Here is a 19503-nt window from a genome sequence, read left to right as displayed (position 1 = left end):
GCTCAGGCCTCGAGTGCGGCCAGCGCGCGGGCGGCGGTTTCAAAGTGCTGCGGATGGGTGTCGACGGCTTCGCGCAACAGTTGCTTGCCGGTGCTGACATCGCCTTGCTTGATCGCTGTCAGCGCCATCGTGTAAAGCAGTTCGGCCTTTTCCGCCTGTGTCATCTTCACGACAGGGAGTTCATATTTGCGCTGCGCGCCGCGCGCCAGAACCAGATTGTTCTTGGTCGTGAACATATTGGGATCGAAGGTGAGGGCCTGCACGAACAGGCGCTCGGCCCCGACGGCATCGCCGCGCGTCAGTTTGGAAAAGCCCCAGTTGTTGAGCACGCCCGAAGGTTTGGTGGTCAGACCGGCCGCGATTTCATAGAAACTGTCGGCCTTGCGCCAGTCTTTCTTGCTGTCGGCGATCATCGCTTCCAGCCGGTAGCGTTCGAAGGTTTCAAAGGTGGGGGGCACCTTGTTCAGCTCGGCCTCGGCGGCGGGCCATTCATTGGCGCGGATCAGCGCATCGGCCAGCGCGACACGGTCTTCGTTGGTGACCTGCGGATGGGCGACGACGCTGCGCCAGACGGTGGCGGCCTCGGCGGGACGGTTGGCACGGATCAGCGATTTGCCAAGCCCGCGCCGCAGATCGATGCGGTCAGGGTTCTGGTCGGCGGTGCGCTGGAAATAGGAGACGGCCTCATTGGGATCGCCCACGGTGAGCATGATGTCCGAGAGGTTGGACTCGTCGATCACGTTCACGTCTTTCAACGCGCGTTGCACTTCGGCATCGGGGGACTTCTGGCAAGCACTCAGAGCAACCGCGCCGGAAAGGCACAGTGCCGCTACGATCGGTCGGCGCATTCGCGTCCTCTTTGACTGCTCCGGCCCTTGGCCCGCGTTACAGTTCGGACAGCAATTCGTAAGTGCTGTAGCCGCGCCGCACGAGGGTGAACCGTGATGTTTCCTCGGGCTCAACATACACGGCATCTTCGCTTTTTGCGATGGCGCGCATCAGGTTTTCGCGGATCATGTCTGTTTGGCCACTATCGGCCGCAAAGGCGCGCTGAAAGAAGATCCGGGCCTCGCCGTAATTGCCGCGCTCCATCAGCACCACGCCAAGATTGTTCAGGGCCGGGACGAAATTGGGGTCTTCGGTGACGGCGTCGCGCAGCAGCTTTTCCGATTGGTTGAGGCGGCCAAGGTGGAGGTTGGCAGAGCCAAGGGCCGACAGCACATCCGAGGTAAAGCCCTGCTCGCCCGCCGCGCGCAAATAGGCCTTGAGCGCAAGATCATATTCTTGGGCTTCCATCAGCCGATGGCCCACGATCAGTCCGTCGACCGAGTCTTCGCGCGGATTGACGCCAAAGGGGGTTTCACGGGGGGCGCTGCCGCCAAAAAGCCCGACGCCGCCCGAGGACCCACAGGCGGCGAGGCAGATTGTCAGCGCCAGAAGCACGCCTGTGTGAAATTGGGTCTGTGGAATCTCAGCCTCCACCCCCGATGCCGCTGGCAAATTTGGCAAGAGAGGGTCCGATCAGGATAACCAGAAGTGGCGGCAGGGTGAAGAGCATTGTGCCCAAGGTAAGCTTGGTGGGAATGGTGTTGGCCTTTTCTTCGGCCCGCATGATCCGTTTGTCGCGCATCTCGGCGGAGTAGACGCGCAAGGCATCGGCGATCGAGGTGCCGAAGCTGGCGGATTGGATCAGGGTGGTGACGAAAGAGGTGATGTCGGGCAGGCCCACGCGTTCTGACAAATCGCGCAGCACGGTGACGCGTTCCTTGCCGGCCTTCACCTCTTGCGCGACGGTTTCGAATTCTTCGGCCAAGGCGGGGTAGCCGTTGCGGGCCTCATTGCCGACGCGGATGATGGATTGGTCCAGCGATTGGCCCGCTTCGACGCAGACCAGCATCATGTCGAGCGCATCGGGGAAGCCTTCGGTGATTTGTTGCTGCCGTTCGGCGATGCGGCGGGTGACCCAGTAGACCGGGGCATAATAGCCGATGGCGGCGGGCAGGATGGTGTAAAGGACCATCGTCTGCGTCGTCATCTCGGTCTGTGACGATTTGAGCAGGGCATAGAGCAGGCCCACCACCAGAATGCCGATCCCCAACGCGAATTGCGAAAAGTGGAACATCCGCACCGCGCCCTTGCCACGATATCCCGCGCGCAGGAGCTTGAGCTTGGTGGCCGAGAGTTCCTCGGCGCTTTTGGGTTCAAGATAGGTGGCGAACCGTTCCAGCTTGTCGGCCTTGGACGGGCCGCCCCGGCGCAGCTTTTCTTCGGTGACCGCCTTGCCGGTCCGCAAGGCGCGGATGCCATCCAGCGGGTCTTTCTGCTTTTGCAGCATGGAGGGCAGGGCCGCGATGATGAGCACGATGCCGACAAAGCCAAGCGCCAGCAAGGGCCCCATGGGACCCAGCAGATCGATCAGCAGCGCATTGATTTGGTCAAGGATTTGCATGGCCTGCCTCAGACTTTGATCGTGGTCATGATTTTCATGTAGATGATGTTGAAGGTCAGCATCACGCCGACGAAAATGCCGGCGGGCACGAACATCGGGGAGTCCTTGACCTCTTCGTAATAGAGCGGGTCGATCAGGTTGATGACGATCAGGGCGACGATGGGGAAGGCCGACAGGAACATGCCCGACCATTTCGCTTCGGCGGTGATGGCCTTGACGCGACGGAAAAGCTTGTAGCGGGCCCGTACCACCTTGCCCAGACCTTCGAGGATTTCGGCAAGGTTGCCGCCCGATTGTTGCTGGATGGCGACGGCGACCGCGAGAAAGCGCAGGTCCTGATTGTCCATGCGTTCGGCAAAGGACTTGAGGCTGTCGGCGATGTTGCGGCCATAGGCGGCTTCATCCGCGATCATGCCGAATTCGGTGCCAAGCGGGTCGGGCACCTCTTTGGCGACAATGCCGATGGCCGAGGCGAAGGGATGGCCCACGCGCAAGGAACGCACCATCAGTTCCACCGCTTCGGCCAACTGATCCTCCATCAGCGAGATGCGGGTCTTGGCCTTTTTGTTGACCCAGAAATAGACGCCGCCCACACCCATCACCACCGCGATGGCGATGCGGACCGGGGTTTCAACGCCCGTTCCGACCGTAAGGCCGACAAAGGCAAAGACGGTGACGAGGGCCATGATCCCGACCAGTTGGCGCGGCGAGAAGGCGATATTGGCCTTCTGCGCCTTGTCGGCGAGCAGCGCATAGAGCGGAATCCCGCGCGAGGACATGTGCTGGCTCATCTCCTTGCGGAGCTGTTCCAGAACCTGCTCGCGGTTGCCGTTCTTTTGCATCAGCGCCAGACGGCGGCTGACGCGGCTGTCCATGCTGATGGATTTGCCAAAAACGGTCAGGTAGAGGCCTTCGACAAGGACCACCACCGCGACGAAAATCAGGATGTAGATCAGCGGTGCGGCTGAGATTTCCATGGTGCTGTCCTTTAGACAATCGGCTCGTAGATGGAGGCGGGCAGATCATAGCCCCATTGCCGGAAGCGGTCGGAATAGGCCGAGCGGATGCCGGTGGCATTGAAGCGGCCGATGATCTTGCCATTGGGTTCGGTGCCAAGACGTTCGTAGCGGAAGATTTCCTGCATCGAGATCACGTCGCCTTCCATCCCGGTGATTTCGGTGATCGAGGTCATCCGGCGCGAGCCGTCTTGCAGGCGGCTGGCCTGCACGATGAGGTTCACAGCCGAGGAAATCTGGCTGCGCATCGCCTTGATGGGCATTTCGATGCCGGACATGGCGATCATGTTTTCCAGACGGCTGATGCCATCGCGGGCAGAGTTGGCGTGGATCGTGGTCATCGACCCGTCATGGCCGGTGTTCATCGCCTGAAGCATGTCGATCACTTCCTCGCCGCGGGTTTCGCCGACGATGATGCGGTCGGGGCGCATCCGCAGCGCGTTGCGCAGGCAGTCGCGCTGGGTGACGGCGCCTTTGCCTTCCACGTTGGGCGGGCGGCTTTCCATGCGGCCGACATGGACTTGTTGCAGTTGAAGTTCGGCAGTGTCTTCGATGGTCAGCACACGTTCCGCATTGTCGATGAAAGACGACAGCGCGTTGAGCGTGGTGGTTTTGCCCGAACCCGTGCCGCCCGAGACGATGATGTTGAGCCGTGTGGCGACAGCGGCTTGCAGATAGGCGGCCATTTCCTCGGTGAAGGCACCAAAGCGGACCAGATCGCTGATCCCCAGCTTTTCCTTCTTGAACTTGCGGATCGACACCAGCGACCCATCCACCGCCACCGGCGGCACCATGCAGTTGAAGCGCGAGCCATCGGCAAGGCGGGCGTCGCAATAGGGGTTGGATTCATCGACGCGGCGGCCCACGGCCGACACGATCTTGTCGATGATGCGCAAGAGGTGGCGTTCATCCTTGAAGGTGATGTCGGTGAGGGTGAGCTTGCCTGCGCGTTCCACAAAGATGCGCTTGGGGCCGTTCACCAGAATATCGTTGACGGTGTCATCTTTCAGCAGCGCCTCGAGCGGGCCAAGGCCCATGACCTCGTCGTAAAGTTCCTGATGCAGCACCTGCCGGTCTTGCGCGTTCAGCGCCACGCTCATCTCGTCCAGCGCCTCGGCGGTGATCGAGGCGATTTCCTGCTTCAGGCTGGCTTCGGACGCCTTTTCCAGTGCGGACAGGTTCAGGTTGTCAAGCAGGCGCTTGTGAAGCTCGACCTTGAGCTCCATCAGCTTGTCCTTGCGCTTTTTCTCCTTGTCTGCCGCCATGGCCTCGGCGGGCGATTTCGGCGCTGCGGCGGCCGTCAGCGGGCGCGCGGTGACGGCCACGGGCTTTGGCGTCGCCGCCGCGATGGGGGCCGTCGGGCCGGACGCCGTAACGGGCTTTAACCCGGTCGCTGCCGGGCCTGCTTCGGGCTTCTTGAATCGCGAAAACATCGTGGTTGCCCCCTTGGCCCGATCAGGCCTTGCCAGACTCCACGCCCCGGTTCAGGTCGTGCAGCGATTTGGCGAGTTTCTGGATTTCCTTGCGCAACGGATTCTTGGCCGAGGTTTCTGCCAAGGGCAGGCCGTGGTCATTGGCTTGGGTGACTTGGCTGCTGCCATCAGGCAGTTGCACTTCGATGGCGATATCAAGGCTTTCGGCCATCCGCTTGACGCGGCTTTTCCCGGAAAGGTCAGTGAATTTGGGCGCGCGGTTCAGCACATAGCGCAGCTTTTCATGCGGCAGCGCCTCGGCCTTCAGGGCCCGGATCAGGCGCAGGATGTTTTGCGCAGAGCGCAGATCCAGTTCAAGCAGCGCGAAATAGACATGGGCACGGGTCAGCACGGCTTCGGTCCAGGCCACAATGGTTTTGGGCATGTCGATGATGACATAGTCAAAATTCGCGGCGGCCATGTCGATGATCCGGCCAATGTCCTCGGGGCCGAGGATGTCGAGCGGCAGCATGTCGGCTGGTGCGGTAAAGACATGCAGCTTGTCGTTGAAGGTGAGCATGGATTGCAGAAAGGAATCGCTGTCGATGCTGGCGGTGTCGGACAGCACTTCGAACACGATCTCTTTGCGTGGCAGATCGAGATAGGTGGCGGCGGAGCCATATTGGAAATCCAGATCCAGCAGACAGACGCGCGGCGCATCGGTCTTGGAAATGGTCGCCAGTTCCCAAGCGAGATTGACGGCAAAGGTAGAAGCGCCGGTGCCCCCTGCCAGACCATGGACGGGCAGCACCACGCCTTCGCGGTCGCCCTTGGCCTTGAAGCGGGGGGTGGCCACGGCCTCCAGATCGGGGTCGTCGAACGGGGCGGGCGCTTGCGGCTCGGGGGGGGGCGTGGCCACGGCGGGTTTGCGCAGGCGCGCGATGGCCTCGTCAAGCGCGCCTTCGGGCAGCGGGTAGGGCACGAAATCATCGGCGCCCAGACGCAGCAGCTGGTGCAGCGCAATCGGGCTGAGTTGATCGGCGATCAAGATTACCTTGATGTCGCGCGCCTTGGCCCCGCGCACGATCTCGGAGATGCGGGACATATCGGCTTCGTCCTCGGCATCGACCGCAAGGGCCACGAATTCAAGAGTTGCGGCCTCTGGCTGGCCCATGAAGACGAGGGCATCTTCAAACGACAGATCGCCCCAGCTTTCGCCAAGGGCGTTTTCCATGTCGTCGATCAGCAGATCGAAGTTCTGCACATCCCGCGAGATGGTGCAGGCCTTGATCGGAGCCGGATCAGGGTGAAGGGTTGCCACGCTCGTCATCTCGTTTCTTGTCCTTCCAGAAGACGGTTCCAGAGGCGGAGTGTCGGTGCCGCACCGATACCAAAAAGAAACGTGCCTCGGACCCGTGCGGGATTGCGCCCGCGACTGTTTCCATGAGGGCAAGGAATGCTGGCCAATGGTGGCAGGATTGGGGCCAAAAGATCGTGATTCTTTGGTATTTGGCCGGGGCGGCTCGGGCCTTCGTGGCGCGGTGTTCCGGATGCAGAAAGGGGGCAGATGACTGCCCCCTTTTTGGAAACACTGCGCAGAGCACGCAAAAGGCGGCGGTCAGCCGCCGGGATTGACCTGGCTGCCTTGCCCGCCGGAGGTGTGGGGAGGCACTGCGCCAGCGACATATTCGCGGAAGATCACGGCGGCATATTTGCCGTTGAGCGGCGCGCCCTGACGGCGGTGGAAGCCGGACACTTCGGTGACGGTGCGGCGGTTGGCCTCTTCCGGCCCTTGGGTGGCGATCACCGGGCGGGTCTTGCCGTAAGACACCAGCGCCTCGAGCCTGTGGCGGCTGATGCCTTGGCTGGCAAAGAAGTTCACCACCGCCTGCGCGCGGCGTTTGCCCAGCGCCTGATTGTAGGCGTTCGAGCCGACAAGATCGGTATGGCCATAAACCGAGAACCGCAGCTCGGGGAACTGGCGAATCCAGTTGGCCTGTTGCGCAAGGATGCGCCGGGCTTCGGGTGTCAGGTCATCGCTGTTGAAGGCAAAGGTCACGGTGCTGGGCACTTCGGCGCGGAAGCGCGTGTTGAGTTGCATCGTGGCATCGATCTCGCCCGACATGATCGCCGCATTGTTGCGGGTGGCAAGACCGGTGTTGATGTTGTCAAGCTCGTCTCCCAGCGGGCGGTCAAAGCCCGAAGAAGCGGTGCAGGCGGCGAGGGATGTGGTCAGCACGAAGGTCAGCAACGCAGTGGATGGCTTGAGCATCGGCCTTACTCCATCACATAGCCATAGGAAGAGCTGAAGTCCTGTCGCGCCACCTCGCCAGCCGCGCCGCGCGGGGTGCTGGCGACAACGCCATTGAGGAAGAATTCGCGTTCGGTGGGCAGGCGCACCCGATCTGTCGGCAAGGCATAGACATCGCCGCGCGTGGGGGTCACCAGATGCGGCGTGATGATGATGACCAGTTCCGACTGGTTGCGCTGGTAATCGGAAGACCGGAACAGCGCCCCCAGAACAGGGACATCCCCGATCCAAGGCAGCTGGTTGTTCAGGTTGCGGAAATCGTCTTGCAGCAGACCGGCGACGGCAAAGCTTTCTCCATCGCGCATTTCCACCGTGGTCGAGGTTTCGCGGCGCTTGAAGGCGTTGATGGCGAAACCGCCGGATTCGATGCTGATGGTGGTGTCGATCGAAGAGACGGCGGCATTGAGCTGCAGGTTGATGATATCGCCATCCACAACCGTGGGGGTGAAGCTCAGCTCGACACCGAAGGGTTTGTAATCGATCACCACGCCATCCGAACTCAGCACGGGAATCGGGTATTCCCCGCCGCCCAGAAAGCGCGCCTCTTGTCCTGACAGGGCGGTGAGGTTGGGTTCGGCAAGCGTGCGCACGACGCCTTTGGATTCCAGCGCTTCAAGCAAAACCGCGAATTCCACCGAGCCCGCGTTGAAGCCGATGTTCAGCGCGCCGCGCGTGCCGGGCGCGACCGTGACCGGAGCCCCGATGCCGTTGTTGCCGGACAGGAAGGTGCCTGTTTCTGCGGCGCTGATGTTGCGGCCGCCATTCCGCGCGGCCAAGGACACGCCAAGGTTCTTGGCGACCGAGCGCTGCATTTCGGCGAAGCGGACCTTCAGCATCACCTGCTGGGTGCCGCCCACGCTCATCAGATTGGACACGCGCTCGGGCGCGTAGCGGTTGGCCAGATCCAGCGCGCGGTCAAGTTTGGCGGTGGAGGAGACGACGCCCGACAGCACGATGCCATCATTGGCGGTGCGCACCTCGATGGGTTCGCCCGGCAGGATCTGCTGCAGGCGTTCCTTGAATTCCGCAATGTCGGGGGTGACGTGCACATCGACGTTCGAGATCAGCCGCCCATCGGGGGCAAGCAGGGTGAGCGTGGTGCGCCCCGGCGTCTTGCCCAGCACATAGATCGAGCGGTCAGACAGGGTGGAAATGTCGGCGATGCCGGGGTTGGCGATCGAGAGTTCGGCAAAGGCGGTATCACTTTCCACCACCACCGCGCGGTTCATCGGCACCTGCAACGGGGCGGAGACGGACCCTCGCATCACCCGCAGGGTCTCTGCCGAGGCGGCGCTTGTCAGCGCCGACGTGGCCAAGGCGGTTGCCATCAGGCCTGCCTTGAGAAGGATGTTCATGCTCATGTGACCTGCCCTTTTGATCACGCCTCTTTCCGGGTCTTTTCGCCCGTGATTGCGGCGAGGATGCCTGCAAAGCCGTTTTTTTGCAACAATCAAACGGTTATTCGGTAAAGCTTATGTGGATAAGATACCACACCCCGCAACAGGTCGGTCAAAGCTTTCCGGCGGCCACCAGATAAGGTGGCCGCCGGAAGGCCCGGATGGTTCAGTTGGTGCAAGGGATCGGCACTTCGACCCGTTCGTTGCCGTTGCGCTGAATCACGGTGCAGACCTTTTCGGTTTCGACCTGCACGACTTCGGGCTTTTGAATGTTCAGCAATTCGCGGCTGTTGATCGAGATGGTTTCCGTGATGCTGTCATCGCCGGAGCCCACGAGCGAGAGGGCAAGGCGCCCGGTGGCCTGTGCCTGCGCCAAGCGCGCCACCTGTTCCGGCGTGGCGGCAACGGTGACGGTGCGGGCCACCATGGCGCCTCCCAAGGCATCGGACTGTTGGTCCACTGCGATGATGCGGGTGGAGCTTTCGATCAGGCGGGTGATCTCGCCTCCGGTGCCATCCACCGCGCCGGTCCAGTAGACATCGACCCGGTCACCGGGCTGCACGAAACCTGAGACTCCCGAGGCCACGTCGACCTTGATGGCAAAGGCGCGCATGCCCTTGGCGATCTGTCCGGTCAGGCCCGCGCCTTGGCCCGGATCGGTGACTTTGGAAGCAAGGATGGGTTCAAACTTGTCCATCTGGCGCAGGACGAAGCGGTTCTCCTTGACCCCGGTGGGAAAAAGGGTGGCTTCTTCCAGGAACACGCCTTCGGGAAGAGAGTTCTTGGGCCAGTAGACCAGCTGCACATCGGCGGGCTTCAGCTCTTCGCCGTAATTCTTGGTCTTCGCCGCAACATAGACCTGCACGATCGGCCCCACCAGCTCGCGCAGCTGGCGTTCCTTGGCCAGTTGGGACTGGGTTTCTCCGATATAGCCTTTGGCCAGATAGACAGCGCCGCCCGCAAGGGCGATGCCTGCCACCAGAACCAGTCCGAACATGCCGCGCATCATCTTACCCTTTGTTTGGGCCGGGCCCGTCAGTCGCGGACCGTGGCCTCTTGAATGTCTTCGTTGATCGACACGGCTGCCTCGCGGAAATGATCTTCGGTGATGACCGTGAACAGCCAGATCGCAAGACCGACGGTACAGGCGGTGAGCACCACCCAATCGACGGTGACGGCACCGTCCTCACAGTCACGGAAGCGTTTGACGTTCAGAAACGGCTTGAGACAGCGAAAGGCCATCGTCGACACTCCGTTGGACAGGCGGGCCCCCTTGGCCAAGGGCCGGACGGGCTGCAGGGGTTGCGGACACCAGATTTGCAATGGTCGGCCGACGCATCGCCGTGACGAGCAGGGGGCGCGGACCGTGTTTCGGCCCGCGCCCGCCAATGTGATGGGCAACGGTGTGTTGCCGGAACGCCTTACTCTTCGGCTGCTTCGCGGCCCAGAGCGGTTGCATTTGCCAGGTCGGTGGCGATGGTCGTGCCAGCCGTTTCGATCTCCGGGGTCACAGCGTTGATCACGATCAGGCCGAGGCCCACGACGGCGGCGGTCAGAACCACCCAGTCAACGGTCACAGCGCCGGATTCGTCGTTCTTGAAGTTTTTGATCATGGTCAGGAATTTCATGACAAGTCTCTCTTTCACTGTTGCTTTGGTTTGTTCCACCGCGCGGCGTCTTTTCGGTCTGGCCTCTGTTCCGTTCCGTCTTCCGTTCGGTATGGCCTGTTGTCCCTTTGCACGGTGGCAAGATCTGGGCGCGCATCGGGTGAATTTTCGTCCTGTGGAAATTTTTCGAGCGAATTGTGCAAGTCTCTGAAAAGGAATTAAAATACCGTTAATGGTGAATGTAGTTTTGGATTGATTTTGGTGCACAAGCCTGCAATTGCGGCAATTTCGCCAGAATTGCGGCCTGAATTTCCGCCCCGGATGGAGTGGCGCGCAGATTCATGCGAGGATGCGCGCAAGCACAACAACAGACAGGCATCGAGCAGCGATGCGATTCATGGCAGGAGTATTGATCGCGGGCCTTGGGGTCGCGCCCGGTGCGGGTGTGGCGCAGGGCTTGTCGGGCGAACGCGACTTCACCTTCAAGCGGGTGAAGGTGGGGGAAGCCGCGGGACCACGCCGCATCGTGCAGATTGATCCCGAAGAGCAGGCCCGCCTGCTGGCACTGGCGCCAAAGGTGGTGCCGCGCCTGCCCACGGCCGAGCCCGAGGGGGAAGCGGGGGCGGCCTCTCCGGGGGCGTCTCCGGGGGCGCTGACGCAGCTGCCGCCGAAGGCGGCGAGCTATGACTGGTTCTGGCAGACCGTGCCCACCAGCCGCGCCGCGGTGGCAGACCGCTTTGCACTGGCGATGGCCACGCTGTCGAAGGGGCCGCAAGGCGCGCGGGTGGCGGCGCCGCGCTTGCAACACATGCAAGGCATCGCCGAAACCTATGGCAAGCATATCCTGACCGCGACGATCGGCACCGAAGTGTCGCCCGCGCTGGTGTTGGCGGTGATCGGTGTGGAAAGCGCGGGGCGGGCGGATGCGGTGTCCCATGCCGGGGCGCAAGGCCTGATGCAGTTGATCCCGGCGACGGCGACACGCTTTGGCGTCACCGATGCCAAGGACCCGGGTCAGAACATAAAGGGCGGGGTGGCCTATCTGGACTGGCTCCTGAAAGAATTCAACCGCGACCCGCTGATGGTGCTGGCGGCCTATAACGCGGGCGAGGGGGCGGTGCGGGCCAATGATGGCGTACCCCCCTATGCCGAAACGCGCGACTATGTGCCCAAGGTGCTGGCGGCCTGGCAGGTGTCGCAAGGCCTGTGCCTGACCCCGCCGGAGCTGGTGACCGATCCTTGCGTCTTCAAGGTGATCGCCGCGGGCGGCTGAAGCCGCAGGCACGATTTTTCTGCGAAAAATCAGGAAGAAGAACCGGGACCGATTTTTCGCAGAAAAATCGTGGGTGGCGGCCTGTGCCCCAAGGCGTGGATCAGGCCACCAGCCCCCCGCGGTCAGACCGCGAAGACATCGGCCCAGTCCGGGTGGCGCTTGCGCATCGCGTTCACGAAAGGGCACAGCGGGACGATCTTGATCCCGCGCGCGCGGGAGTCTTGGGCCATGAAATGCACCAGCGCCACCCCGGCCCCGGTGCCGCGCAAGGCATCGGGGACATGGGTGTGATCGGCGATGATGAGGCTGGGGGTGGTGACCGAGAATGTGATCTCGGCCTCGAGCCCGTTTTTCAACAGGACGTAGCGGCCCTTGCTGCCGGTCTGTTCGCTGTGGATCGCGCCCTCAGTTGACAAGGGTGGCCTCCGTCGCGGCGCGGAATTCGGCTTCGGACACGCCCTCTGCCAGTTCCACCAGTTTCAACCCGCCGGGCACCACATCCAGCACCCCTAGATTGGTGATGATGCGGTCCACCACCGCCTTGCCGGTCAGCGGCAGGGTGCAGGCTTTCAGCACCTTCGAGTCGCCATGTTTCGAGGTGTGGTCCATCACCACCACCACGCGGCCCACACCGGCCACCAGATCCATCGCGCCGCCCATGCCCTTGACCAGCTTGCCGGGGATCATCCAATTGGCCAGATCGCCGTTTTCCGCCACTTCCATCGCGCCGAGGATGGCCATGGCGATCTTGCCGCCGCGGATCATCGCAAAGGATTGCGCGGAATCGAAGAAGGCGGTTTGCGGCAATTCGGTGATGGTCTGTTTGCCCGCGTTGATGAGGTCGGCGTCTTCTTCGCCGTCAAAGGGGAAAGGACCCATGCCGAGCATCCCGTTCTCGGATTGCAGGGTGACGCTGATCCCTGCGGGTATGTGGTTCGACACCAGTGTGGGGATGCCGATCCCAAGGTTCACATACCAGCCATCCTGCAATTCCTGTGCGGCGCGTGCGGCCATCTGGTTCCGGTCCCAAGGCATGATCTGTCTCCTCTTCAGGCGGTTATCGGTGCCGCAGGCGCGGCGGATGGGGAAAGCGGGGCCGCGTCCAGCAAGGCGCGGAAGGCAAGACGGCCGTAATCGGCGTTCAGGTGGCGGCCATCGCGGGTCGGGTCGTCAAGGTAGCGGTCGGCGCTGAGAAAGGCGGTGGCCAGGGTGGCGCGCGGTTGCAAGGCAAGGCGCAGCCCGTGGCGGGCGGCGCCAGCGGTGATTTCGGCTTCGTAAAGCGCCATCAACGCGGCCGCATCCGGCAAGGCGGCGGTGCCAGCGGTGAGGGGTTCATAAAGCGGGCTGCCGGTTTGGGTGACAGCGGCTGCGGGGTAGGGGGCGGGCATCAGCGTGACCCGAGGCCCCAGCGGGGTGCGGTCCATCTGTGCGGCAAGGCAGCTGTCCACCTCGGCGCGCAGCGCCGCGCGGAGCAGGCTGTCGGAAACACCGAGCGCGCCGGGGCGGCGGCCAAGGTCCAGCGGTTGCAGGGCGTGCAAGAGGCTGTGCACCCGTTGCAGGTTGAACCGCAGGCCCACGAGGAAGATCTGGTCAAAGGCGGTGAGGTCGATTTCGGGGGCGATGCCCCAGTGTGCCGCCTTGCGCAGGCTGATCCGGTCTGTGGGGTCGGGGCGCAGCAGGCCATCGGGTCCGGTGCGGGCCTTGGCGAAAGCGCCGCCGGGCAGGCCCCAGAAGCAGAGATCCATGTCCGGATGCGCCGCTGTGATGGCCGGAAAGGCGCGGCGCAGGGCGGCGGCGTGGGAATTGCCAAGGATCAGGAGGCGGGTCATCGCGGCCCCGCGCGCAAAGACGGATCGTTCAGCTGTTCGTCGCAGAGGGCCGCGTCATCGCCTGCGTCGGCGGTGGCGGCTGCGCCGGGCAGGTCGGCCAAGGCCTCTGTCGGCGCTGCAAGAGCATGGGCAGCCATGAACTGTTTCATCACCACCGAGATGCCTTTGGGGGTGGGGTGGCGCAGATTGGGCTGAAAAAACCCGCCCCGGGCAGCGGGATTGGTGATGATCTCATAGGAGGGAAAGTAGTCCACCCCGGGGTCTTCGGCGACCAATGTCGCGGCGGCCGCGCGCAGGATGGCCTTGCAGGCGGTGGAGGCGGGCAAGACGTGATCATCGCTCGCGGTGGCGACCAGCGGGCCGGGGGCCACGGTGAGCAAGAGCTTGATGTCAGGGGTTTGCGTGCGCAACAGGGCAAGCAGCGCGCGCAGATCGGCGGTGATGGCATCATGCCCCAGCGCGAGAAAGCCGATGTCCGCCCCCTCGGGCGGGACGGCGAGCACGCCGGGCGCGGTTGGGTAGACGGTGCCACTGGCGCGGTCGGCCCAGGTTTCGGTGAGGCCGAGGGTGAAGATCACCACGCGGGCCTGCGCCACCGCCGCGCGGACGGCCGCCAGATGATCGGCGCGCGCCAAGGCAACAGAGGTGGCGGAGGCATGGCCCTCGGGGTCAGTGTTGGGGCGCAGCGCATCAAAGAAGCGGCCGTCGCGCTGCCAGATCGGATGGGCGGGGCGATGATCACCCGCCGCTTCGCGCAAGAGCTGCAGAAGGTGGCGGGGGGTGTAGAGATTGCCATAACGGGCGGAGAAGGTGCCGTAAAAGAACCGCGCCGCCACGGCGGGATCAAGGCAGGCGGGGGCGGGTTCGGTCTCGATCACCGCAAGCCCCGCGCCCTTGAGCGCGCGGTGGACATGTTGGGCAAAGCAGCTTCCCGCCGTCAGGATGGGCGTGTCGGGGCCGATGGCAAAGCGCGGGCGATAGAGATCACGCAGGCGACCGGGCCCGCGTGCGGCCACGGCCTTGCGCCAATAGGCCCGGTCGGGAAGCCCATCATAGGGAGAGCCGGCCACGCGCGCGCCCCCGGTTCTAGCTGCGCGGGCGGACGGTGCGCTGTTCGATGCGCTTTTCGTGCTGCCCTTGGATGATGCGGTGAACATAGATGCCGGGCAGGTGGATGTGATCGGGGTCGAGGCTGCCCAGCGGCACGATTTCCTCGACCTCCACCACGCAGACCTTGCCACAGGTGGCGGCGGGCGGGTTGAAGTTGCGCGCGGTCTTGCGAAAGATCAGGTTGCCCGAAGGGTCGGCCTTCCACGCCTTGACGATCGAAAGATCCGCCACGATGCCGCGTTCCATGATATACTCTTGCCCGTCGAAGGTCATCGTGGGCTTGCCGGTCGCGATCACGGTGCCAACGCCGGTTTTGGTGTAAAAGCCGGGGATTCCGGCGCCGCCCGCCCGCATGCGTTCGGCCAGCGTGCCTTGGGGGTTGAACTCCAGTTCCAACTCTCCGCTGAGATACTGGCGCATGAATTCGGCGTTTTCGCCCACATAGGACGAGATCATTTTCTTGACCTGCCGGGTTTCCAGCAGCAGGCCAAGGCCAAAGCCATCGACGCCCGCGTTGTTCGAGGCCACCGTCAGGCCCTTGGTGCCCGCGTCACGGATCGCGGCGATCAGCAACTCTGGGATGCCGCACAGGCCAAAGCCGCCCGCCGCGATGAGCATGCCGTCGAACAGCAGGCCATCGAGCGCCGCTGCCGCATTCGGATAGACCTTTTTCATGGTGACTTTCCCCGCAAAACCGTTGCGTTCATAAAGCGGGGGAAGCGGCGTGCTGTCAATTGCCGCAGAGCAGCATTGTGGGCGGGCTTGGAACGGCTGAGCCGCGCGGCCTTTTGTGCGGCATCTTCGGCCGCCGCAGGAATCTGCGCGCGCCCCCCTTTCCCCTGACGCGCGCATCGCTATGCTGGCGCGGCACTGCCCGCGTGGTGAAATGGTAGACACATGAGACTTAAAATCTCCCGATCGCAAGGTCATGCCGGTTCAAGTCCGGCCGCGGGCACCACCTTTTCCTAAGGCCGGACGGGTCTTGGTCTGCCGCCGGACCCCTCAGATCGGGCCTTCTTTCACGGATTCCATCGCCACATAGGTGGAGGTGCTGGTGACATGGGGCAGGGCCGAGATGCGCTCGCCCAAGACCCTGCGATAGGCCTGAATATCGGCGGTGCGCACTTTCAGCAGATAGTCGAAGCGGCTGGCGATCATGTGGCACTGCTCGATTTCCGGCACCGTTTGCACGGCCCTGTTAAAAGCCTGCAAGGCCGCTTCGCGGGTGTCAGCCAGTTTCACCTCGACAAAGGCGACATGGGCCAGACCCATCTTGATGGGGTCAAGCCCCGCGCGATAGGCGGTGATCACGCCCAGATCTTCCAGCCGTTTCATGCGTGCCTGTGTGGGGCTTTTCGACAGGCCGATGCGGCGCGCAAGCTCGACCGCGCTGATGCGCCCTTCGGCCGAGAGGATGCGCAGGATGGCATGATCGAAGCGGTCCAGTTCGGGCAAGGCGGATGGCATGGTTTATTTCCTGAATTGCGGGCGGAATGGCTGTCAATCCCTTCATAATCAGGAGAACGGCCTTTGAATAGCGCAGTATCATGGGACAAACAGGAGAGGCCAGATGCCGCACGATTCCCAACCCCAGCCCATCGAGATCATCCGCAACGCGGCCCTGCGCGACGAGGCGGCGCTGGTGCAGCGCCTTGTGGCCGAGGCGGATCTGTCGCCAGAGGCGCGCGCCGCGATTTCTGCGCAAGGGGCAGAGTTGGTGACGCGCATTCGCAAAAGCGCCAAGCCCGGGTTGATGGAGGTGTTTCTGGCCGAATATGGCCTGTCCACGGATGAAGGCATCGCCCTGATGTGCTTGGCCGAGGCGCTGTTGCGGGTGCCGGATGCAGAAACCATGGATGCGCTGATCGAAGACAAGATCGCGCCCAGCGATTGGGGGCGGCATCTGGGGCGGTCGGCGTCTTCGCTCGTAAACGCCTCGACTTGGGCGCTGATGCTGACCGGCAAGGTGCTGGAAGAGCGCGAGCCGGGGGTGGCGGGGCATCTGCGCGCCGCCGTCAAGCGGCTGGGCGAGCCGGTGATCCGCCGCGCGGTGGCGCAGGCGATGAAAGAGATGGGCCGCAACTTCGTGCTGGGCGAGACGATCGAGCGCGCCATGGACCGCGCCCGCGATCTGGAAGCCAAGGGCTATACCTACAGCTATGACATGCTGGGCGAGGCCGCCCGCACCGAAGGCGACGCGCGGCGCTATCATCTGGCCTATACCCGCGCGATCACGGCGATTGCGGCGGCGGCGCGCGGCAATGACATCCGCGCCAATCCGGGGATCTCGGTCAAGCTGTCGGCACTGCACCCCCGCTATGAGGTGGCCAAGCGCGCCCGGGTGATGGCCGAACTGGTGCCCCGCGTGCGGGCGCTGGCAGGGCTCGCGCGGGCGGCGGGGATCGGCTTCAACATCGACGCCGAAGAGGCCGACCGGCTGGAGTTGTCGCTCGAGGTGATCGAGGCGGTGCTGGACGATGCCTCGCTGGCCGGGTGGGACGGGTTCGGCGTGGTGGTGCAGGCCTACGGTCGGCGCGCGGGCGCGGTGATCGACTGGCTCCATGATCTGGCTGGGCGGCTGGACCGGCGCATCATGGTGCGGCTGGTCAAGGGCGCCTATTGGGACGCCGAGGTGAAGCGCGCACAGGTGCTGGGGCTTGAAAGTTTCCCGGTGTTCACCCGCAAAGAGGCGACGGATGTCTCCTATATCGCCAATGCGCGCAAGCTGCTCGGCATGACCGGACGGATCTATCCGCAATTCGCCACCCATAACGCGCATACGGTGGCGGCGGTGCTTCAGATGGCGTCGGCGATGGGGGTGGAGCCCTTGGCCTATGAATTCCAGCGCCTGCATGGCATGGGCGAAAGGCTGCATGACATCGTGCTGAGCGATCAGGGCACGCGCTGCCGGATTTATGCGCCGGTGGGGGCGCATCGGGATTTGCTCGCCTATCTGGTGCGGCGCTTGCTCGAGAACGGGGCGAACAGCAGTTTCGTGAACCAGATCGTGGACGAAGACGTGCCGCCCGCGCGGGTGGCCGCCTGTCCGCTGACCGCGGTCGAGGCGATGAGCCTGCCCAACAAGGCGCTGTTGACCGGGCCAGAGCTGTTCGGCACGCGCCGGAACGCGCGCGGGTTTGACCTGACGGCAGCCCCTGATCTGGCGGCGATCGAGGCGGCGCGCGCGCCCTTTGCCGACCATATGTTCGAGGCGGCCCCGATGCTGGCGGGGCGTGCGGTGGGCGGGATGCAGCGCGCGGTCATCAACCCCGCAACGGGGGTAAGGGTGGGCTTTGTGACCGAGGCGGCGGCCCCCGACATCGACACCGCGCTGCGACTGGCCGAGCCTTGGGCCGCCGAGGCGGGCCTACGCGCCGAGGTGCTGCGCCGCGCGGCGGATCTCTATGAGGCGGAGTTCGGCCCGATCTTTGCCCTCTTGGCGCGCGAGGCGGGCAAGACGCAAGCCGATGCGGTGGCGGAACTGCGCGAGGCGGTGGATTTCCTGCGCTATTACGCGGATGGGGCAGGCGTGCTCCGCCACCCTTGCCGGGGTGTCTTCGCCTGCATCAGCCCTTGGAACTTCCCGCTGGCCATTTTCACCGGGCAGATTGCGGCGGCCTTGGCGGCAGGGAATGCCGTGCTGGCCAAGCCTGCGGAACAGACGCCGCTGATCGCGGCGCTTGCGGTGGGGCTTTTGCACAAGGCGGGGGTTCCGCTCAGCGCCTTGCAACTGCTGCCCGGCGATGGCGCGGTGGGCGCGGCGCTGACGGCGGATGCGCGGGTGGCGGGCGTGGCCTTCACCGGAGGCACGGAGACCGCGCTGAAGATCCGCGCCAGCATGGCCGCGCATCTCGCGCCCGGCGCGCCGCTGATCGCGGAAACCGGCGGGCTGAATGCGATGGTGGTGGATTCGACGGCGCTCCCCGAGCAGGCGGTGCGCGACATTCTCGCCTCGAGCTTCCAATCGGCGGGGCAGCGCTGCTCGGCCCTGCGCTGTCTCTATGTGCAAGAGGACATCGCCGAGACCGTGCTGGAGATGCTGTTCGGCGCGATGGAGGATCTGGCCTTGGGCGATCCTTGGGATCTGGCCACCGATGTGGGGCCGGTGATCGATGCCGAGGCGCAGAAGGGAATCGCGGATTATGTCGCGCAGGCCCGCGCCGAAGGGCGGGTGCTGAAGGAATTGGCGGCGCCAGCAGGCGGCACCTTCATTGCGCCCGTGGTGCTCCGGGTGCCGGGCATCGCCGCAATGCCGCGCGAGATCTTTGGCCCGGTGCTGCATGTGGCGACCTTCCGCGCTTCGGACTTGGATCAGGTGATCGCGGCGGTGAATGCCACCGGCTATGGGCTGACCTTTGGCCTGCACAGCCGGATCGATGACCGGGTGCAGCAGGTGGTGGCGGCGGCGCAGGTGGGCAACATCTATGTCAACCGCAACCAGATTGGCGCGGTGGTGGGCAGCCAGCCCTTCGGCGGCGAGGGCCTGTCGGGCACCGGGCCAAAGGCGGGCGGGCCGCATTATCTGCACCGCTTCACCCGCGCCACCGCGCCCCAAGGCGCGACCGAGACCGCGGACAAGACTGCGGGCAAAAGCACAGAGGCGGATCTGCGCGCGCGGCTGCGGGCGCCGCAGGCGGCGCCGGCCGCGGTGACAACCGATCTGCCAGGGCCGACCGGCGAGTCAAACCGGCTGACCACGCTGGCGCGCGCCCCGCTGCTGTGCCTTGGCCCGACCGCGGCACAGGCGCTGGCGCAGGCGACGGCGGTGCGGGCGCTGGGCGGGCTGGCGGTCGAGGTGCCGGGGCTGGAGCCCGCGGTGCTGGCGACGGAAACGGGCTTCTCCGGCGCGATCTGGTGGGGCGACGCCGCCACCGCGCGCGCCTGTGCGCAGGCCTTGGCGTCGCGCAAAGGTCCGATCCTGCCGCTGATCACCGATCTGCCGGACACCGGCCACGCCACACTCGAGCGCCATGCCTGCATCGACACCACCGCCTCCGGCGGCAATGCGCAGCTTCTGACCGAAGCCGCAGGCTGACGCGGCGGGATCTCAAGGCGCGGCTGCGCCGCAGGTTTTTGTCTCGTCGCGCGGCGGTGCCGCG

19 protein-coding genes and 1 tRNA gene are annotated in these 19503 nt (G+C 64.3%); 3 read left to right on the top strand and 17 right to left on the bottom strand.

The genetic code is table 11. The annotated features are described in order from the left end of the window. Positions 1-2: 2 nt before the first annotated feature. The 11 genes from CUR21_RS11550 to CUR21_RS11500 all read right to left on the bottom strand — a co-directional run bounded on the left by CUR21_RS11550 (position 3) and on the right by CUR21_RS11500 (position 10213). Positions 3-848 (bottom strand): lipopolysaccharide assembly protein LapB, encoded by an 846-nt coding sequence (locus tag CUR21_RS11550; RefSeq protein WP_100197174.1) that lies wholly within the window; start codon positions 846-848, stop codon positions 3-5. Positions 849-885: 37 nt separating this feature from the next. After that, entirely contained in the window at positions 886-1500 is a 615-nt protein-coding gene (locus CUR21_RS11545; RefSeq protein ID WP_232622798.1) for a tetratricopeptide repeat protein, read from the bottom strand. After that, on the bottom strand, positions 1472-2449 hold the full coding sequence (locus CUR21_RS11540) for a type II secretion system F family protein (protein WP_100197173.1): 978 nt from the start codon (positions 2447-2449) through the stop codon (positions 1472-1474). The genes CUR21_RS11545 and CUR21_RS11540 overlap by 29 nt, the downstream gene beginning before the upstream one ends. A gap of 8 nt (positions 2450-2457) precedes the next feature. Beyond that, on the bottom strand, positions 2458-3426 hold the full coding sequence (locus CUR21_RS11535; RefSeq protein WP_100197172.1) for a type II secretion system F family protein: 969 nt from the start codon (positions 3424-3426) through the stop codon (positions 2458-2460). Between the two features lie 11 nt (positions 3427-3437). Next, the gene (locus CUR21_RS11530) at positions 3438-4898 is read right to left on the bottom strand and encodes a CpaF family protein (RefSeq protein WP_100197171.1); all 1461 of its coding nucleotides are present in this window, start codon (positions 4896-4898) and stop codon (positions 3438-3440) included. A gap of 22 nt (positions 4899-4920) precedes the next feature. Further along, positions 4921-6207 carry an AAA family ATPase gene (locus CUR21_RS11525; protein ID WP_100197170.1) on the bottom strand — a complete coding sequence of 429 codons (1287 nt, stop codon included), beginning with the start codon at positions 6205-6207 and terminating at the stop codon, positions 4921-4923. 288 nt (positions 6208-6495) lie between these two features. Further along, positions 6496-7149 carry an OmpA family protein gene (locus CUR21_RS11520; RefSeq protein ID WP_100197169.1) on the bottom strand — a complete coding sequence of 218 codons (654 nt, stop codon included), beginning with the start codon at positions 7147-7149 and terminating at the stop codon, positions 6496-6498. Positions 7150-7154: 5 nt separating this feature from the next. Continuing rightward, positions 7155-8549 carry a type II and III secretion system protein family protein gene (locus CUR21_RS11515; protein WP_100197168.1) on the bottom strand — a complete coding sequence of 465 codons (1395 nt, stop codon included), beginning with the start codon at positions 8547-8549 and terminating at the stop codon, positions 7155-7157. 202 nt (positions 8550-8751) lie between these two features. After that, on the bottom strand, positions 8752-9591 hold the full coding sequence (cpaB, locus tag CUR21_RS11510; protein ID WP_100197516.1) for a Flp pilus assembly protein CpaB: 840 nt from the start codon (positions 9589-9591) through the stop codon (positions 8752-8754). Between the two features lie 29 nt (positions 9592-9620). Further along, positions 9621-9827, bottom strand: coding sequence for a hypothetical protein (locus tag CUR21_RS11505; RefSeq protein WP_100197167.1), 207 nt, complete (start codon positions 9825-9827; stop codon positions 9621-9623). Positions 9828-10006: 179 nt separating this feature from the next. Further along, on the bottom strand, positions 10007-10213 hold the full coding sequence (locus CUR21_RS11500) for a Flp family type IVb pilin (RefSeq protein WP_100197166.1): 207 nt from the start codon (positions 10211-10213) through the stop codon (positions 10007-10009). A gap of 367 nt (positions 10214-10580) precedes the next feature. Between CUR21_RS11500 and CUR21_RS11495 the strand changes: the two genes are divergently transcribed. Further along, positions 10581-11465: a lytic transglycosylase domain-containing protein gene (locus CUR21_RS11495; RefSeq protein ID WP_100197165.1), complete on the top strand. Its 885-nt coding sequence runs from the start codon at positions 10581-10583 to the stop codon at positions 11463-11465. A gap of 122 nt (positions 11466-11587) precedes the next feature. Here the strand turns inward: CUR21_RS11495 and CUR21_RS11490 are convergent, their stop codons facing one another. The 5 genes from CUR21_RS11490 to CUR21_RS11470 are packed head-to-tail and all read right to left on the bottom strand — an operon-like array spanning position 11588 to position 15079. Further along, positions 11588-11881 carry a GNAT family N-acetyltransferase gene (locus tag CUR21_RS11490; protein WP_100197164.1) on the bottom strand — a complete coding sequence of 98 codons (294 nt, stop codon included), beginning with the start codon at positions 11879-11881 and terminating at the stop codon, positions 11588-11590. Then, positions 11871-12500, bottom strand: coding sequence for a 3-oxoacid CoA-transferase subunit B (locus tag CUR21_RS11485; RefSeq protein WP_100197163.1), 630 nt, complete (start codon positions 12498-12500; stop codon positions 11871-11873). The genes CUR21_RS11490 and CUR21_RS11485 overlap by 11 nt, the downstream gene beginning before the upstream one ends. A gap of 14 nt (positions 12501-12514) precedes the next feature. Continuing rightward, entirely contained in the window at positions 12515-13294 is a 780-nt protein-coding gene (locus CUR21_RS11480; RefSeq protein ID WP_100197162.1) for a hypothetical protein, read from the bottom strand. Next, positions 13291-14364: a GSCFA domain-containing protein gene (locus CUR21_RS11475; RefSeq protein WP_157791999.1), complete on the bottom strand. Its 1074-nt coding sequence runs from the start codon at positions 14362-14364 to the stop codon at positions 13291-13293. Before CUR21_RS11475 ends, CUR21_RS11480 begins: the two co-directional genes overlap by 4 nt. Before the next feature lie 16 nt (positions 14365-14380). Further along, positions 14381-15079 (bottom strand): CoA transferase subunit A, encoded by a 699-nt coding sequence (locus CUR21_RS11470; RefSeq protein WP_100197160.1) that lies wholly within the window; start codon positions 15077-15079, stop codon positions 14381-14383. Between the two features lie 197 nt (positions 15080-15276). On the opposite strand from CUR21_RS11470, the gene CUR21_RS11465 reads away from it, so the two are divergent. Next, positions 15277-15362, top strand: a tRNA-Leu gene (locus tag CUR21_RS11465). Positions 15363-15406: 44 nt separating this feature from the next. Here the strand turns inward: CUR21_RS11465 and CUR21_RS11460 are convergent. Further along, positions 15407-15871: an Lrp/AsnC family transcriptional regulator gene (locus tag CUR21_RS11460; protein WP_100197159.1), complete on the bottom strand. Its 465-nt coding sequence runs from the start codon at positions 15869-15871 to the stop codon at positions 15407-15409. A gap of 103 nt (positions 15872-15974) precedes the next feature. Here CUR21_RS11460 and putA point away from each other — a divergent pair, with 103 nt between their 5' ends. Beyond that, positions 15975-19439: a bifunctional proline dehydrogenase/L-glutamate gamma-semialdehyde dehydrogenase PutA gene (putA, locus tag CUR21_RS11455; protein ID WP_100197158.1), complete on the top strand. Its 3465-nt coding sequence runs from the start codon at positions 15975-15977 to the stop codon at positions 19437-19439. The last annotated feature ends 64 nt before the right edge of the window (positions 19440-19503 follow it).

The organism is Pseudorhodobacter sp. MZDSW-24AT (assembly GCF_002794355.1).
Classification (GTDB): Bacteria; Pseudomonadota; Alphaproteobacteria; order Rhodobacterales; family Rhodobacteraceae; genus Pseudotabrizicola.
The sequence above is the reverse complement of the archived record's forward strand: the minus strand, read 5'-3'. Positions and strand labels throughout refer to the sequence as shown.

What these genes read in the sequence shown, in the direction of transcription:
- CUR21_RS11470 (WP_100197160.1), bottom strand. Translation starts at nt 15,079, where the DNA reads ATGAAAAAGGTCTATCCGAATGCGGCAGCGGCGCTCGATGGCCTGCTG.
- CUR21_RS11460 (WP_100197159.1), bottom strand. Translation starts at nt 15,871, where the DNA reads ATGCCATCCGCCTTGCCCGAACTGGACCGCTTCGATCATGCCATCCTG.
- CUR21_RS11505 (WP_100197167.1), bottom strand. Translation starts at nt 9,827, where the DNA reads ATGGCCTTTCGCTGTCTCAAGCCGTTTCTGAACGTCAAACGCTTCCGT.
- CUR21_RS11515 (WP_100197168.1), bottom strand. Translation starts at nt 8,549, where the DNA reads ATGAGCATGAACATCCTTCTCAAGGCAGGCCTGATGGCAACCGCCTTG.
- CUR21_RS11525 (WP_100197170.1), bottom strand. Translation starts at nt 6,207, where the DNA reads ATGACGAGCGTGGCAACCCTTCACCCTGATCCGGCTCCGATCAAGGCC.
- CUR21_RS11500 (WP_100197166.1), bottom strand. Translation starts at nt 10,213, where the DNA reads ATGAAATTCCTGACCATGATCAAAAACTTCAAGAACGACGAATCCGGC.
- CUR21_RS11520 (WP_100197169.1), bottom strand. Translation starts at nt 7,149, where the DNA reads ATGCTCAAGCCATCCACTGCGTTGCTGACCTTCGTGCTGACCACATCC.
- CUR21_RS11530 (WP_100197171.1), bottom strand. Translation starts at nt 4,898, where the DNA reads ATGTTTTCGCGATTCAAGAAGCCCGAAGCAGGCCCGGCAGCGACCGGG.
- CUR21_RS11485 (WP_100197163.1), bottom strand. Translation starts at nt 12,500, where the DNA reads ATGCCTTGGGACCGGAACCAGATGGCCGCACGCGCCGCACAGGAATTG.
- CUR21_RS11480 (WP_100197162.1), bottom strand. Translation starts at nt 13,294, where the DNA reads ATGACCCGCCTCCTGATCCTTGGCAATTCCCACGCCGCCGCCCTGCGC.
- CUR21_RS11495 (WP_100197165.1), top strand. Translation starts at nt 10,581, where the DNA reads ATGCGATTCATGGCAGGAGTATTGATCGCGGGCCTTGGGGTCGCGCCC.
- CUR21_RS11540 (WP_100197173.1), bottom strand. Translation starts at nt 2,449, where the DNA reads ATGCAAATCCTTGACCAAATCAATGCGCTGCTGATCGATCTGCTGGGT.
- cpaB (WP_100197516.1), bottom strand. Translation starts at nt 9,591, where the DNA reads ATGCGCGGCATGTTCGGACTGGTTCTGGTGGCAGGCATCGCCCTTGCG.
- CUR21_RS11535 (WP_100197172.1), bottom strand. Translation starts at nt 3,426, where the DNA reads ATGGAAATCTCAGCCGCACCGCTGATCTACATCCTGATTTTCGTCGCG.
- putA (WP_100197158.1), top strand. Translation starts at nt 15,975, where the DNA reads ATGCCGCACGATTCCCAACCCCAGCCCATCGAGATCATCCGCAACGCG.
- CUR21_RS11550 (WP_100197174.1), bottom strand. Translation starts at nt 848, where the DNA reads ATGCGCCGACCGATCGTAGCGGCACTGTGCCTTTCCGGCGCGGTTGCT.